The sequence below is a fragment of the Capnocytophaga sp. H4358 genome (assembly GCF_002302515.1).
In the GTDB taxonomy this organism is placed as follows: Bacteria; Bacteroidota; Bacteroidia; order Flavobacteriales; family Flavobacteriaceae; genus Capnocytophaga; species Capnocytophaga canis.
Map to the genome: position 1 here is coordinate 860,693 of NZ_CP022380.1, position 16,782 is coordinate 877,474.

At 35.6% G+C, this 16,782-nt stretch carries 15 protein-coding genes; 1 reads left to right on the forward strand and 14 read right to left on the reverse strand.

The annotated features are described in order from the left end of the window. Positions 1–38 precede the first annotated feature (38 nt). The gene (locus tag CGC49_RS03675; protein WP_232745196.1) at positions 39–1,625 is read left to right on the forward strand and encodes a glycoside hydrolase family 31 protein; all 1,587 of its coding nucleotides are present in this window, start codon (positions 39–41) and stop codon (positions 1,623–1,625) included. A gap of 187 nt (positions 1,626–1,812) precedes the next feature. On the opposite strand, the gene CGC49_RS03680 is transcribed toward CGC49_RS03675, so the two are convergent. The 14 genes from CGC49_RS03680 to CGC49_RS03745 form a co-directional block, all read right to left on the reverse strand. Continuing rightward, positions 1,813–2,775, reverse strand: a complete 963-nt coding sequence (locus CGC49_RS03680) for a type I phosphomannose isomerase catalytic subunit (RefSeq protein WP_042344253.1) — start codon at positions 2,773–2,775, stop codon at positions 1,813–1,815. A gap of 63 nt (positions 2,776–2,838) precedes the next feature. Beyond that, positions 2,839–3,795 (reverse strand): YARHG domain-containing protein, encoded by a 957-nt coding sequence (locus tag CGC49_RS03685; RefSeq protein WP_095912675.1) that lies wholly within the window; start codon positions 3,793–3,795, stop codon positions 2,839–2,841. Between the two features lie 11 nt (positions 3,796–3,806). Then, a complete protein-coding gene (locus CGC49_RS03690; RefSeq protein WP_095911861.1) occupies positions 3,807–4,445 on the reverse strand; it encodes a DUF2306 domain-containing protein in 639 nt (212 codons plus the stop codon). Positions 4,446–4,534: 89 nt separating this feature from the next. After that, complete coding sequence (clpX, locus tag CGC49_RS03695; RefSeq protein ID WP_042006651.1) at positions 4,535–5,767, reverse strand: ATP-dependent Clp protease ATP-binding subunit ClpX; 1,233 nt, start codon at positions 5,765–5,767, stop codon at positions 4,535–4,537. Between the two features lie 69 nt (positions 5,768–5,836). After that, the gene (clpP, locus tag CGC49_RS03700; protein WP_095911862.1) at positions 5,837–6,496 is read right to left on the reverse strand and encodes an ATP-dependent Clp endopeptidase proteolytic subunit ClpP; all 660 of its coding nucleotides are present in this window, start codon (positions 6,494–6,496) and stop codon (positions 5,837–5,839) included. Between the two features lie 316 nt (positions 6,497–6,812). Beyond that, on the reverse strand, positions 6,813–8,150 hold the full coding sequence (gene tig, locus CGC49_RS03705; protein ID WP_095911863.1) for a trigger factor: 1,338 nt from the start codon (positions 8,148–8,150) through the stop codon (positions 6,813–6,815). 151 nt (positions 8,151–8,301) lie between these two features. Then, positions 8,302–9,639 carry an NAD(P)/FAD-dependent oxidoreductase gene (locus CGC49_RS03710; RefSeq protein ID WP_095911864.1) on the reverse strand — a complete coding sequence of 446 codons (1,338 nt, stop codon included), beginning with the start codon at positions 9,637–9,639 and terminating at the stop codon, positions 8,302–8,304. A gap of 66 nt (positions 9,640–9,705) precedes the next feature. After that, positions 9,706–10,035 (reverse strand): 2Fe-2S iron-sulfur cluster-binding protein, encoded by a 330-nt coding sequence (locus CGC49_RS03715; RefSeq protein WP_042009553.1) that lies wholly within the window; start codon positions 10,033–10,035, stop codon positions 9,706–9,708. A gap of 1 nt (position 10,036) precedes the next feature. Continuing rightward, on the reverse strand, positions 10,037–11,137 hold the full coding sequence (locus tag CGC49_RS03720) for a sugar-binding protein (RefSeq protein ID WP_095911865.1): 1,101 nt from the start codon (positions 11,135–11,137) through the stop codon (positions 10,037–10,039). A 26-nt stretch (positions 11,138–11,163) separates the two neighbouring features. Then, entirely contained in the window at positions 11,164–12,216 is a 1,053-nt protein-coding gene (locus CGC49_RS03725) for an NAD(P)/FAD-dependent oxidoreductase (RefSeq protein ID WP_042343702.1), read from the reverse strand. Positions 12,217–12,408: 192 nt separating this feature from the next. Then, positions 12,409–12,885: a CvpA family protein gene (locus tag CGC49_RS03730; RefSeq protein WP_042343700.1), complete on the reverse strand. Its 477-nt coding sequence runs from the start codon at positions 12,883–12,885 to the stop codon at positions 12,409–12,411. Positions 12,886–12,888: 3 nt separating this feature from the next. Beyond that, positions 12,889–13,548 (reverse strand): deoxyribose-phosphate aldolase, encoded by a 660-nt coding sequence (gene deoC / locus CGC49_RS03735; RefSeq protein WP_095911866.1) that lies wholly within the window; start codon positions 13,546–13,548, stop codon positions 12,889–12,891. Positions 13,549–13,605: 57 nt separating this feature from the next. Beyond that, positions 13,606–14,457: a M28 family metallopeptidase gene (locus CGC49_RS03740; protein ID WP_157908989.1), complete on the reverse strand. Its 852-nt coding sequence runs from the start codon at positions 14,455–14,457 to the stop codon at positions 13,606–13,608. A 150-nt stretch (positions 14,458–14,607) separates the two neighbouring features. Beyond that, positions 14,608–16,782 (reverse strand): S46 family peptidase, encoded by a 2,175-nt coding sequence (locus CGC49_RS03745; RefSeq protein ID WP_095911868.1) that lies wholly within the window; start codon positions 16,780–16,782, stop codon positions 14,608–14,610.

The following is a 16,782-nucleotide window of genomic DNA, read 5'->3' on the forward strand; positions in this document are numbered from 1 at the left end:
TCACTTCCTATTATTTGGTGTAATAAAAAAGAATAAAGATGATAAAAAATTTTTCCAGTTTGATTAGTCTCTTTTGCTTAACGTTAGTAGTTTCAGCACAAGAGCAGAAGGAAATCAACCTGCTCACAGGTGAAAAATGGTGGGGTGGAGCTACCAGCTTTGGTAATTCAATGCCTTTTTCACAAACGAAAGTCATCGACTTGCGAACTCGTAATTTCAACAATCAAACTGTCTCCCTTTTTGTGTCTAACAAAGGGCGCTATCTTTGGAGTGAAGCACCAATGGAGTTTCAATTCACAGAAAATCAAATTAAAGTAAAAACCACACGTGGAAAAATTGAACTAGGAACTGGTGGAAATACCCTCCGTGAGGCTTATCTGGCTGCCTGTAACAAATACTTTCCATCATCAGGAAAAATCCCTCCTGAACTCTTCTTTTCAAAACCTCAATACAACACGTGGATTGAACTAGTTTACAACCAAAATCAAGAAGATATCCTAAATTATGCCCGAAATATCGTGAAAAACGGTTTTCCCGCAGGTATTTTGATGATTGACGATAACTGGCAGAAATACTACGGGAATTTTGAATTTCGTCCAGACAAATTTCCTAATCCTAAAGCATTGATAAATGAACTCCACAAAATGGGATTCAAAGTTTTACTGTGGGTTAGTCCCTTTGTATCACCTGATTCACAAGAATTTAGAAACTTACAGCGTAAAGGTTTCCTTGTAAAGAAAAAAAACAGCAAATACGCAGCCTTATTACGTTGGTGGAATGGATTCAGTGCTTGTTACGATTTTAGTAACCCCAATGCTTTTGATCATTTTACCCAGATACTCAAAAAGATGCAAAAGGATTACGGCATCGACGGATTTAAATTTGACGCAGGTGACCCAGAGCGTTACCTCGAAGAGGAGATTGATGTTTTTGACAAACAATCATTTGACGTAGAACAGACTTTCCTCTGGGCAAAACTCGGTTTGGAATTCCCTTATAACGAGTATCGTGCTTGTTGGCAAATGGGAGGGCAACCTTTAGTACAACGCTTGGGAGATAAAACGTATTCTTGGGATGGCGTTTCGCGACTCGTCCCTGATATGATTGCTTGTGGACTCCTTGGATATGCTTATACTTGTCCTGATATGATTGGAGGAGGTGAATTTTCTAGTTTTCAAGGTATTGACCCTACAAAATTTGACCAAAGTTTGATTGTTCGTTCTTGTCAGATTCATTCAATGATGCCAATGATGCAGTTTTCGGTAGCTCCTTGGCGAATTTTGAGTAAAGAAAATCTTGAAATATGCTTGAAATACGCAAAATGGCACGAACAATTAGGCGATTATATATTACAACAAGCTAAAAAATCTGCTAAAACAGGTGAACCTATTGTTCAACATATGGAATACGCTTTCCCGAATCAAGGATTTGAAGATTGTAAAGACCAGTATATGCTGGGAGACACCTATCTGGTAGCTCCAATAATGGAGAAAAGTAATGTCCGAAGTGTAAAACTTCCTAAAGGAAAGTGGAAGGATGACAAAGGAAAGGTATATAAAGGTGGTAAATCGTACAAATTTACTGTTCCTTTGGACAGATTATTATGGTTTACACCTGTGAAATAGCTTTTGATATTATCCAAAAAAGAGTGTAAGTTAAAGAGTTATTTAGCTATACCGAAGCATTAGTTAAACTTTCGTTTTTTAAGTTCTATAAATTCTCAATAACTAACTCTTTAACTTACACAAATTGCTGTATGCAACCTAATTTTTTCCCTTACGAATATTCACTTTGAGATTCGTACCCTTTCTATCACAAAGAAACTTCTAAAAGTTCAATGCCTGATGTTTTCACTTGTAACGTATCACAAACTGCGGGGAAAAGCACTGTTTCTCCTTGATTTATAGATAGTTCTGTTTTTCCATCAGAAACTATTCCACTGCCTTTTACACACATGTAGATGTGAAATGAGTCTTCCGCTCCAATTTTCTTTTCAAAATCTTCCGAAAGACTTAAATAATGGGTAATAAAATAAGGGCAATCGACCATTTTATTGGTCGTGTTCTCTGATTTTGAGTAACTTACTTTAAAATCATCTTTCTTCTGATAATCAATAGCTTCCAAGGCTAATTCGGTGTGAAGCTCACGCAAATTACCGTTCTTGTCCTTGCGATTGAAGTCGTACACGCGATAGGTAATATCACTTGTTTGCTGAATCTCAGCTATGATTATTCCTCCTCCAATGGCATGAACTTTACCCGTATTGATGAAAAAAGTATCGCCTTCGCTCACCTCTTCGTAATTCATAATATCAGTAAGTGTACCTTCTGTGAGGTGTTTCTGATATTCTTCTTTGGTTACATCTTTATTAAACCCTACAATGAGTTTTGCACCTGGATCGGCTTGCATAACGTACCACATCTCAGTTTTTCCAAAAGAATTATGTCGTTTTTTTGCCAAATCATCATTAGGATGTACCTGAATTGATAAATCCTCACGAGCATCAATGAATTTTATCAAAATTGGAAAATCTGTACCAAATCTTTCATAGACATGTTTGCCTAACAACTCATTCGGATATAAATCAATCAACTCCTGCAATGACTTATCTTTGAATTCGCCATTCGCTACCACGGAAATATCTCCTTTGACTGCTGACACCTCCCAACTCTCGCCTGTGATATCGGTTTCTATCGGTTTATTAAACAATGTTTTGAGCTTCGTTCCTCCCCAAAGACGTTCTTTTAAAATGGGTTTAAATTTTATTGGATACATATTATTTATTGATATTGTTGAAAATTAATTACTATAAGCTAATCACTAACTACTATTCTCTACTTACCTACCAAAAGTATCATAATGATCTTCGGCATATTTTATCATACGATTCAGCAGTACAATATTCTCCTTTTCCAACACTGAAAGCTGATCATCAACATTATCAGAAACAGGAATATACCAATCTGTCATTTCAAAAAAGTATCGGTAAGTTGCTTTCTTGAACGAATATCCATGACGTGCGTAAACTGAATTTCGAATGATTTCCAAATCTAATTTTTTAAGATTCTTCAGATCTTTTTCGGTCAGCTTTTGCGTTGAAGCATTTATTTCAAAAATAAGTTCTGAAGCAACACGATACCTGACATCTGAGTAATTCTCTTCCTCTCCCTCTTCTGTGTCCGAATCAACAAAACTATCTATAAATTCTTTAGGGCTTGACCAATCTATCAAATCCGTATCCCTATCCAACATCAAATTAGGATCATATGCAAAAACTTTTCTCTGCAAACGCAATTCTTTTTTGGGAATACGTACGTTTTTCTTTTGATAAACTCGCCAAACTCCCACTATACTGTCATTTTTGAGTTGTAATTCAAACTTTCCATCGGTTTTGTCATCTCCTGGTTCATTAAGGATAAAAACGTTAGATGTTTTGTCATACGTTCCAACAAAGGGTCGCTGATTTCCTCCCGTGATGCTATGCCCATAAACCGTATCATTGATTATTCTATTGAATTTCAACGATATTTTCTTGTTATAGTCACCATATTCTACTCTTGAATAATTAATTTCTTCATCATTTTCAGGAATCATAAAATCGCCCGAATAAATTCCGTACAACTCAGGATAGTGTTCTTTTGCTAAAGCCTCTCTTTCTGTAACTTCAGGCAGTAGTCTTTCTATCTGAACACCTGTATTTTCTTCTGGATTTTCTTGCTTTTTATTCTTAGGAGATTCATTACATCCTATTAACACAAAAAAAGCCATGAAAAGGATTAAATAACATTTTTTCATAATCGTATTTTTTAAATTATTTTCTTCCAAATTAAGTATTCTACTAAAATAATGTTAGGTAACCATCCCAACCAAGCAATTATTTGATAAGTATCCATCGGAGGTAGATGAAATAAGTAAACTATAACTACTTTCCACATTCTCAGAGTAATAGCTGATAAGGTAAGAGCAAAACTTCGCCACATCCAATGTTTATGCTTGATAAATTTCCCTCCTCTTGCGGTTCTATACGCCATAAAAGTTGTCCACCACCAAAGTATTCCTAAGATAAGAAAAGAAACTACGGAATAAACATTTCCATTAGCATATATTCCCATATAAATACCTGAAGGAGCGGCAAATAGCAAAAGTAGGATAACGTATGCGCTTCCTGTCCAACGATGCAATTTAGCAATACCAAAATTTTTACGTAGAATGGCTAAAAATCCAAACAGAAGGATAAAAATACTCGTATAGACATGCACATAAAAAATAGGCAAATACATCGAATCTGCGTTCACTTCGGTCTGTTTTATCATCAAAAAAGCAACATCCGAACGAATCGGAATATAAAGCCAAGTGATTTTCAGCATAAGCCAAAAGAAATAGACAAATGCAACAATCATCAAAACTTTAAGCAACCCTGTTATGTTTCTTTTGAATGCTAACATCCTGATTCGAAATATTCCTACAAAGGTAATGAAAAATGTTATAGATAATAAAAAAACTCAACACATTTTTTTGCGTTGAGTTTTCTTGTTTAAGATGTTACTTGCAATCCTGATTTATCTAATTTTTCTTTGGCATAGTCCTTGGTGACAACCAACTTCTTTTTGTTGGAACTTGGCAGCTCAAACATTGCATCGGTCAAGATACTCTCACAAAGGGAACGTAATCCTCTGGCTCCCAACTTATATTCGATTGCCTTTTCGACAATAAAATCTAAAGCTTCTGGATCAATACTGAATTTGATACCGTCCATTTCAAACAGTTTTTGATACTGTTTTATAATAGCGTTTTTAGGTTCGGTCAATATCATTCGCAAGGTTTCTTTATCCAAGGGATTCATATACGTCAGCACAGGCAAACGCCCTATAATTTCTGGAATTAATCCAAAATCTTTCAAATCCTTAGGAATAATGTACTGCATCAAATTCTTTTTATCAATCTGAGTGTTTTTTGAGGTGTTATATCCTACTGCTTGCATATTCATCCTCTTCGATATGATACGCTCAATACCATCGAAAGCACCTCCTGCAATAAATAGTATGTTCTCCGTATTGACCTCAATGTACTTTTGGTCGGGATGTTTGCGTCCTCCTTTAGGTGGAACATTTACCACTGAACCTTCTAAGAGTTTCAACAAACCTTGCTGTACCCCCTCCCCCGACACATCGCGCGTAATAGAGGGATTATCACCTTTACGAGCAATTTTGTCTATCTCATCAATGAACACAATACCTCTTTCTGCTTTAGCCACATCATAATCTGCCGCTTGTAACAAACGTACTAAAAGGCTTTCTACGTCCTCACCCACATATCCTGCCTCGGTAAGTACCGTAGCATCAACAATTGCCAAAGGAACGTTTAACAACTTAGCTATGGTTTTCGCTACCAACGTTTTTCCCGTGCCAGTTTGTCCAACTATGATGACATTACTCTTTTGTATTTCTACGTTATCGTCCGTATCGGGCTGTTGCAAACGTTTATAGTGATTGTATACTGCCACAGAAAGAATTTTTTTTGTAGCATCCTGTCCAATGACGTACTGATCAAGAAATTCCTTAATTTCCTTAGGTTTTTTTAGTGTAATCAATTCATTTTGGTCTGCTGTTTTGACATTTTGAAAATTCATTTCCTCCAAAAATATGCCGTGAGCTTGTTCGATGCAATGATTACAGATACGCGCATCTAATCCATTGACAAGCAATTCAGTTTCCGACTCAGGACGACCGCAAAATGAACAAAAATTATCTGATTGTTTTTTAGCCATATTATCTTTCTTTCAAGTTGGTAAATAGAATGGAAGGCGTATGCCGAACACCAACCAGAGTTTTTAAATTTATTTTCTAACCAAAACCTCGTCAATCATACCATACTCCTTAGCTTCTTCGGCTTTCATCCAGTAATCGCGCTCAGAATCTTTATACACTCGTTCAAATGGCTGCTTCGAGTGAGTAGCGATGATTTCATACAACTCATTTTTGAGTTTTAACATCTCTTTTAGGTTGATTTCCATATCAGTAGCTACTCCTTGAGCTCCTCCCGAAGGTTGGTGAATCATCACTCGTGAGTGTGGCAATGCCGAACGTTTTCCATCAGCTCCTGCACACAAAAGTACCGCTCCCATAGAAGCTGCCATACCAGTACAGATAGTGGCTACATCAGGTTTGATAAACTGCATCGTATCATAAATTCCAAGACCTGCGTATACACTTCCTCCTGGTGAATTTATATAAATCTGGATGTCTTTGGAACTATCAACACTCTCCAAAAACAACAACTGAGCTGTTACAATATTGGCTATATGGTCATCAATACCCGTTCCCAAAAAGATGATTCTATCCATCATAAGACGAGAAAAAACATCCATCTGAGCCACATTCAGTTGACGTTCTTCCATAATATAAGGCGTCATACTTGATATGATTTTATCATAGTAAAGACTATTTATACCATGTTTTTTAGTAGCGTATTTTTTAAATTCTTTATTGAAATTCATAGGTTTATGGATTTTTATTATGTTTGTACGGAAAGCTCTTCAAAAACTCTGCCGTATGAAGTATTTTATTTTTATTTAGTAGAATAACGTTTTCTGTAGTAATATAAAACTCTTAACCTCAACAGTATAACCGCATATGCGTGATGAAAAACAAACTTATAAAACTAACAAAATGACAACTAAAGTCAAATTTCGAGATAATCTCCCTGTTTGTTGAAATGTATGCAAGACGGTAATAAAATTAAAGATAATATATTACGATGAAAAGGCGTTAAACCAAATTTAACGCCTTTGTATGTCAAAACACTAATAATTTCTATGCCTCGTCTGTTTTGTAAACTTCTTTGATGAACTGATCGAAAGTAGCTTTTTTAGTATTCGTTTTTACATTAGCTTTGTAAAACTCTAATAGTTTGTTCAATACTAATTGCTGATTGATGCGTTGTATTTCCTCTTTGTTTTGTAAGATTTTACTTACAATTCCATCTATGTACGAATCATCATCAACAGGCATTCCGTATTGAGTCAATTGATTTTTCACATAGCTATTAGCATAGTCCTTCAACTCGTCAAATGTAGGATGCAAATTATTGTCTCCTAATATTTTACCTTCGATAAGTTGATAACGAAGTCCTTTTTCTGATTTCTCGTATTCAGCGTCAGCTTCCTCCTTTGTCAATTCTTTTTCACCTGCCGTACGTAACCATTTTTTCAAGAACTCTGCTGGTAAATCAAACTGAGTAGTGTTTACCAAATAGTCTGTAACTTGGTTTAGAAAATGCTGATCTGCTTGTTCTGTATATTGAAATTGAGAATTTTTCTTGATTTCTTCACGTAACTCAGTCTCTGATGTTACTGTTCCTGCGGGAAACAACTTATCGAAAAGCTCTTGATTCAAATCAGCTTCCTCACGAACATTAACCTCTTCGATTGTGAAAGTTACCGTAACGTCCAAGTGATGCACATCATCATGTGACACTTTCAAAAAGTGCATCAAATCGTGCTCATCATTAAACAATCCTTTGGTTTGCAGTTGTAACTGATCTCCTATCTTTTTACCTACAAACACTTTTCGGTTATCAGCACTCAAGGCTTCCAACTTGAAAGTTGCTTGGTTGTCAATCTTTTTCTCTTCGTTAAAAAACGATCCTGTGATTTCAATATCGTTTTGATCCAAAACCTCGCCTTTTGAAATCAATTTTCCAAATTGCTTACGAATACGCTCCACTTGACGATCAATAAGTTCATCTTCAATTGAGATTTCATATCGAGTAATACCGTTTTGAGGCTGTAAATCAAGTTCAAACTTAGGAGCTAAGCCTACTTCAAATTCAAAAGTAAAGCTTTCTGCATCCCAATTAAAATCTTGCTGTTCCTTTGGAAGTGGATTTCCTAAAATATCTAATTTTTCCTCAACAATATATTTGTTCAATGAATCCTGCAATAATTTATTTACCTCATCAAATAGAATTGCTTTTCCATATTGTTTTCTAATCATTCCCATAGGAACGTGTCCTTTTCTGAATCCAGGTACATTTGCTGTTTTTCTGTAATTTGTAAGCACTTTTTCTACCTTATCAGCATAATCATCCTTTTCAATAGCAACTGTAATCACAGCGTTCAAAGCATCAATTTGCTCTTTTGTAATATTCATTTTTTAAAATATTTAAGTCTAAAAAAATTCAGTTCGCAAAGGTAATATAATATATGGAAACTAAAAAATTTTTGAATTATTTTCTTTCCTCGACGGATTCAACTGGCAAATGCAATTTTATTTTACAAAACTATAAAATAAACTCTTTTTTTCATCCTTGCAAAGCTTCGGCTATCAAATAACCTCCTGTCCAGGCATTTTGGAAGTTGAAACCTCCCGTAATCGCATCTACGTCTATGACCTCTCCAGCCAAGTATAAATTTTTTAACATCTTACTTTCAAACGTTTTAAAATTTATTTCAGAAAGAGCCACTCCCCCTGCTGTGACAAACTCTTCTTTAAACACGGATTTTCCATTGATTACAAACCTTGAAGATGTTAGCACTTCGGACAATGAATGCAAAGAAGTTTTGTTCAAATTTGCCCAAAGTATGCTATGCGAAACACCCGCCCTATCTAACAACCTTAACCACAATCGCTTAGGAAGGTTAGGAAATGATGTGTTTTGAAGCATTTTCTTAGGTTGCGTTTGTTTAATTTCCTGCAAATATTGCAGAACTTCCTCTTTACTAGGTTGTTGCAAATCATCACATAACCAATTGACTTTCAACACACAGCGATAATCACGCTCTGCTAAAACTCTGGCACCCCAAGCCGATAGTTTTAATATGGCAGGTCCACTAAATCCCCAATGAGTGATAAGCAATGGAGCTATATTTTTGATTTTTAAAGATTTATCATGTATGTCATACAAAAAAACCTCAGCAGTAGTCGATATCCCTGCCATGTCTTTTATAAAGTCATCGGAAGTGTTAAATGTAAACAGAGATGGCACAGGGGGAACTATCGTATGTCCTAATTTTGCCAATAAATTCCATATTTTAGGATTACTTCCCGTAGTAATAATCAGTTTTTCAGCACGAAAAATACTATCAGATGTTTTTACTTCCCAATATGCATCTTCTCTATAGAAATCAATCACATTATGAGAGTTAAACAACTCAATACCAAGACATTTCACTTGTTCTAAAAAACAATCAATAATACTCTGTGAAGTGTTTGATTTTGGGAAAACACGTCCGTCTGCTTCTGTTTTGAGTGCTACTCCCCGACTCTCAAACCACTCAATAACATCACCACACATAAATCGACTAAAAGGGCTAAGCAATTCTCGTTCACCACGTGGATAATTCTTTACCAAATTTTGAGGAATAAACTCGGCATGCGTAACATTGCACCGACCACCGCCTGAAATACGCACCTTGGACAATACCTCTTTCCCTTTCTCAAGAATAGCAATTCTATAGTTTGGATTTCGCTCAGCACAGTTAATAGCTGTAAAAAAACCTGCAGCTCCTCCACCAATAATTACTATGTCAAACTTCTGTACATTTTTCAAAATATCAGACGTATTTTTCTTAAAACGTTTATTATTAACAATAAATTTTCTGTCATTTCGACTGATAAAGCAAAAAACTCTGTCGTACATTTGTATTCACTGAAAAGAATATAAGTGCATGACAAAGTCTTCTTTTTATCTAATTTCTGAACCTGATTACGGATAGGGAGCCAGAATAACCTCTAATCCATCAAGTTGCTCTGTGATAGGAATTTGGCATCCTAAACGGCTGTTTTCCTTGACATGATATGCCTCAAAAAGCATCGCCTCCTCATCAGCAGACATCTCAGGAAGAGTTACATCATTCTGTACATAACACTGACAAGAAGCACACATTGCCATACCTCCGCAAACGCCTATTTCACCATCCTGTGCAATTTCGTAAGCCCTCATGACTTCCATGAGATTCATATTCATATCCGTAGGAGCTTGTAATTCAAAAAGAACCCCTTCCCTATCGGTTATTTTCAAGGTAATATCACTCATTTTAGTAGTATTCTATTTTGCGTGTTCTAATTTTGGAAGGCACCTTATTTTCGTATAGAACAACTTCTTTCCAATTTCCGAATTTGTCAAATGAATATTTGTACTGACGATCGAAATCAGGAGTTCTATGCAAAATCAACAGTCCATTTTTATCGAAAACTTTCTTAGAGACAGTCTCCGTTTTAGTCTTAATAACTTCGGTTTCACCTCCTGAAGATGCGTAGGCCAAATTTGTTTCCATATAAAAATCTGGATCATCAATGGCTGTACATACGGACTGAACTAATTTTCCCTTTTTGTACTTATAGACGCAAATAGTTACTTGATCATCCTCATTGGTAAATTTAGATTTTACTAAATATCCCTCTTTATCATACTCATTTTCAACTCTTAAGAATACACCGATATCTGGATAAAGTTCTTCGGAATGAGTTACTTTATTAGCTTTGTTGTAACGATAATGTTTTTCCTTTACATACTCCGGGCGTATTTTCTTCTCCAAAATAAGATTTTTCTCTTCATACTCTTGGATGTCTTTTTCTAACACAGAAAGACTGGCTACTTTATTTTTTTCGATGCAATTTCCTAAGTCATCATATTTGAATGTTGTTGTCAAAAGCCATTCACCTCCTTCGTTTTCATCAATTTTGACTAACTGCCCTTTCTCATTGTAAAAATATCCTTTGTCAACTACCAAATCTCCATCATCGGCAGTAAAAATTGTTTTACTTCCAATCACTTTTCCCTTTTTATCGTACTTGAAAGTCATACCTCCAAAAGGAACTCTATCAGTGAAATAGGTTGTTACACTCATATTTTTACCTGTCCTATCAAACGTATAAGCAATATTGGTTTTAGAATATTTAGTTTTATCACGTTCAATATTCCAATCTTCTGTTAAAGGAATAAGTTCATACTTTTTACTATCAACTGTCTTTTTCCCTTCTTTGTCAGGTTCTAAAGAATACGAATAATCTTGTACTTGCTTTATATTTCCCTTCAACTGCAAGGTCTTGGTGCTTATCGTGTCTATTTGTCCCCAAAGCGACACCGTGCTTGTCATAAAAATGACGAACATGATCAAGTTTCTCAATCGTTTCATCTCTCCTATTTTCGTTTTAATTCCTACTATTCTATTGATTTAACTACGGCTTTCTCAGCTTCTTTTCGACTTCCGTCAAAACCATCTACACCTGACACAGTGGTGTATTTAAGTACATATTTTTTACCTGGGTTGAGTCGATTGTAAACACTTTGACACATTAATGTTGCTTCATGAAATCCACAGAGAATTAATTTCAATTTGCCTGGATAGATATTAATATCTCCTATGGCGTAAATACCCTCTACATTGGTTTGATAATCTAAAGCGTTATTCACTTTAATGGCATTTTTCTCAATTTCTAAACCCCAATTAGCAATAGGGCCTAATTTAGGCGTCAATCCAAAAAGCGGAATAAAATAATCCGTTTCAACCTCTTGTCGATTTCCCTCAACATCCAACACCAATGATTCTACTTTACCTTTTCCTTTTATTTCAACCACTTCACAAGGGGTAATCAGATTGATTTTCCCTGCATCTTTTAATGCTTTTACTTTCTCTACCGAATCCAAAGCTCCACGAAATTCGTTACGACGATGAACCAACGTAACTGATTTTGCTATATTCGCCAAGTAGATACTCCAATCCAAAGCCGAATCTCCCCCTCCCGCAATGACTACACGCTTCCCTGCGAAACTTTCGGGATTTCTAACAAAATATTCCACCCCTTTTTCTTCATAATCAACTAGATTAGCTAACTCGGGCTTACGAGGCTCAAAAGTTCCTAATCCTCCTGCAATGGCTACCGCCTTACCTTTAATTTTGGTTCCTTTATTGGTTGTAACAACAAAAGTTCCATCCTCATTTTTATCAATGGTTTCTGCTGTTTCCGACAATGTAAATTCAGGTTGAAATTGTTTAATTTGCTCCATGAGATTATCTACCAATTCACCTGCCCCAACGCTTGGATAACCTGGTATGTCAAAAATCGGTTTCTTAGGATATAACTCCGCCAACTGCCCTCCTGGCTGTGGCAATGTGTCAATCAAATGACATTTCATTTTCAACAACCCAGCTTCAAAAACGGCAAAAAGCCCAGTAGGACCTGCCCCTATAATGATTATATCGGTTTCTTTCATTCTATCTATGTTTTTTTTCTCAAAAACTGTGCAAAAGTATTATTTTATTACCAAATAAAAAAACAAACCCCGAACTATTAAGAAGAGATTAATTCCTTTTTAACGTAACCAGAATTTGTTTTTAGATATCTTTATGAAAGTCTGTTATATTCCAAACTTACCTTCCAATTATTATAACAAAAGGTTTGTTTTTTAAAAAACGTTGCCGTAAACAACCCCACCGATGGTTTTTATGGGTTCATAAAGCACTGAGTTTTTCAAGGTCTCTTGTGGTAACCATTTATCAGTTTGCCATGTTTTCTCCAAAACAATGAACAGCGACCCTGCAATAATGGCAGTTTTGAGTAACCCGAAAACACCTCCTCCCAATCTATTTAACAATCCTAACGAGGCAAATTTGACTACTTTTGTAAGTAATTTTGCTAAAAGCATTACGCCTAACATTATCAAAATCAAGGTGAAAACAAAAGAAATCACTTCCATTGTCGATTTTTCAAAAGAAACATATTGGCTCAAGATATCAGCAATATAAAACGAAAAATGAATAGCCCCGTAAATTCCTAATATAATTGCAAGTAACGAAGCTAACTCAATAATGAGTCCTCTCCATAGACCTCGTACCAAACCAAACCCTAATACAACAAGTAGGATGATATCAATCGTATTCATAACTTAATATCCCTCACCTTTTCCTCCTGTGACAATGGCAATTCCGTTGGAAGTTCCGATGCGTTCTACTCCCAAATCAATGTATTGTTTTGCTGTTTGAAAATCTCGAACACCTCCTGAAGCCTTAATCTTAGCCTTTCCGTTTACGGCTTCTTTCATAAGCTGAACATCCGAAAGAGTTGCTCCTCCTGTTCCAAATCCTGTAGAAGTTTTCACAAAATCAGCACCTGCCTCTACAGATAGTTTACAAGCTAATTTCTTTTCTTCATCGGTAAGATAGCAAGTTTCTAAAATCACTTTCAGTACGTTATTTCCACAAGCTTTCTTGATTTGAGCAATTTCTTCGCGAACTTTATCAACCTCTCCCGATTTTAAAAGCCCTATGTTAATTACCATATCTATTTCATTTGCCCCATCTGCAAGAGCTTGTTCTGTTTCAAAAACTTTGGATTTCAAACTCATAGCTCCCAAAGGAAAACCAACAACACTACATACGTTGATATCTGTACCTTTTAAAAAATCTTTAGCATACGGCACAAATGCACTATTCACGCAAACAGAGAAAAAATCATACGTAACAGCCTCCTTGCAAAGTGTTTCAATTTCTGAAATAGTTGTATTAGCTTTCAGAAGTGTGTGGTCAATAAATTTATTTATTTTCATTGTATTATTGTTTATTAATTTTTCATTTTTGAATGTAATTAAAAAATAATTATCTTTCTATAAATCAGAAAGTTGAATTTTTACATTATTTTTCAGCATTCTATAAATAATATCCACCGAATTCTGAATAATGTTATTCAAATGTTTTATATTCAGATTATTAATCTCATCTGAGAGTTTGTGATAATGATCGTAGTTTTTTATATCATAACTCGAAATAGTATGACTTGGAATATTTAACACTCGGTAGAAAGGAAAATTATCAGCTGCTTCAAATAATCCGTACATATTGTCTTCTGGCAAATACACAACAAACTCTTTTCCAGCAACCTTATTCATTTCTTGTGCCAAATTTGATTTTTTATATCCCGTCACATACACTTTATCTTCTCCAATTAACATCGGAACACCAATCATTTCATAATTAAGGACATACGAAACATTTACTTTTTCTTTCTTCAATCGATTTGCCAAATGATTCGCTCCAACCAAACCAAGTTCTTCTTCTGTAAAAATAGCAACAATTACATTTTTATCAAAGGTATGTTTTGCCAACTCTTTAGCAACAAGTAACACAGCCGTAACTCCCGTAGCATTATCATTTGCCCCGTTGAAAATCGTATCTCTTTGCGAGGTATCTTCTGAAACTCCCAAATGATCTAAATGAGCTCCGATGATAATATGTTCTTTATTTCGGTCGTAATCCCCAATAAGTCCTACAATATTTGCTGATTTTGACCCTTGGATAAGCACATCACGATACGTTTCTTTATAAAAAGGCTTTATTTTATTACTTTTCATAAAGTTTTCTACAAAAGACATCGATTTTTCGTAAGTTTCACTAAAAGGATAACGACCTTGAAGCGAGTCTGAAGCAAGAACAGACACTATTCGTTCTGTTTCTGTCAAAGAAATCTGATTTTTAATTTTTGTCTGTGTAATTTTTGACGAACCACAACCAACAATAACAAAAAACAGAAAAAAGAATACTAATTTACTTTTAATCATAATTAAATCTTATGGATTGAGTAGGGACAAAACTTGATTTGTCCCTATGATTTATTTTCGTTTCGATTTTTTAGAAGAATTTTTCTTTTTCGGATGCACCAATTTCATCTCGTCAATGAGGTGTTTTGCTCCTGCATATTTATCGATGATGAATAGAACATAACGAATATCCACCATAATATTACGACAGATTTCAGGGTCGTAATGAATATCGCTCATTGTACCTTCCCAAACGCGGTCGAAATTAAGTCCGATGAGATTTCCGTATGCATCAATAGCAGGACTTCCCGAATTTCCGCCTGTGGTGTGATTGGTAGCGATGAAGCAAACAGGCATTTTTCCGTTCTTGTCGGCGTAAGCTCCGAAATCTTTCTTCTCGTACAAGTCACGTAATTTCTGCGGAACATCAAATTCATAATCGTTCGGAACGTATTTTTCCATCACACCTTCCAAATAAGTTACAGGGCTATAATATACCGCATCGGCAGGGGCATATCCTTTTACTTTTCCGTAAGTAACACGCAATGTACTATTTGCATCAGGGAAAATTCTATCCTCAGGCTTTGAAAACTCCAAAATGGCTTTCATATACGTACGCTGTAAGGCTTGAATTTCTGCATCCAATTTTTGGTAAGTAGGTAATACATTATTCACATAATTTTCCGCCATAAACGTTACAAACTGCATTCCTTTATCATCTTTGAGCTTTTGGGCAAAATCTTGTGGTGAAAGCGAAAGTACTTTCTCAATTTCCTCATAAGATGCCAAAAATGAATTTCCATAAAGCTCATCCGCTAGTTTTTTAGAGTCAAAGGAACGTAGGTTCTCTACCAAAAACTGCTTTGGCATATTTTCAGCATAGAAAACGATGGCTTTTTCAAAAACATCTCTGTCTACCACTTTTTCGTAGTCTTTGAATACATTCTTGAATGTTTCTAACAGATTTTTCTTTCTATCATTAAAAGATTGTTGCCCTCTTTTTTCTAAAATCAGCTGTAGTTGATACATACGATATCCATTGGTTAAGAAATCTATATTTCTCAGCATCAACTCATTAAACAATTCATTTGACAATGAATAAGGTTCAAATGCTTTATATTTTTTAGAGAATTCAGGCAAAATAGCTCCATATTCTTCTGTTTTTTTATCTTTTTCGATGTTTTTTACAAAAATAGCCTCTTGTTGTTGTTTTATAGCAACGGCGTTTGATTTTTTCAGACCTTGGCTCTCGCCAATCCATTTTTTCCAATAGTTTGCCACTCGTGCGTATTTAGAAGCATATTTAATCTTAATGGCTTGGTCTTTACGCATATACCCGTCTTGTACTTTCAGCACCACATCACGAATTCCAATACGAGCAGGATTCACCACATTGATGATTTGTTCCACAGCAACCGACGGTAAATACTCCTGCGTACGCCCTGGGTAACCGAAAACCATGGTAAAATCATCTTCGGAAATGCCGTCCAACGAAATTGGGAAGAAGTGTTTAGGTCTGTACGGCACATTGTCTTTAGAATATTCCGCGGGACGATTATTTTTATCGGCATAGATACGGAAAAGGGCAAAATCGCCTGTATGTCGGGGATATAGCCAATTATCGGTGTCAGAACCAAACTTTCCGATAGAAGACGGCGGAGTCCCCACCAAACGAACGTCCTTAAACACTTCAACAACGAACAATAGGTATTGATTTCCGTTGTAAAATGCCCGTACGCGATTTTCCTGCCACGCCTCTTTGGGTGACGTTTTTACCAATTCAGCGATGTTTTTTTCAATAACATTAGATTTCTCACTTTCAGAAGAAACATTTTCAGTTCCTTTCAATATTTTCTCAGTAACATCTTCAATACGAATGATAAACGTAGCAACTGTTCCTGGGTTGGGAAGTTCTTCTGACTTGCTCATTGCCCAAAATCCATCTGCAAGATAATCGTTTTTAAGAGTTGAATGTGATTGTATTTGTCCATATCCACAGTGATGGTTCGTCAATAGTAGCCCTTGTGCGGAAATCATTTCAGAGGTACATCCATTGTTAAAATGTGGCACGGCATCTTTCAAACTTGATTTATTCACGGAATAAATATCAGAAACAGACATTCTCATTCCCAGCGATTTCATTTCTTTTTCATTCATTCCCTCCAAAAGTGAAGGAATCCACATTCCGCCCTGTTGTGCATAAAGCGAAACCGAGCAAAGTAGTAATAAAAGTTTTACGTATTTCAT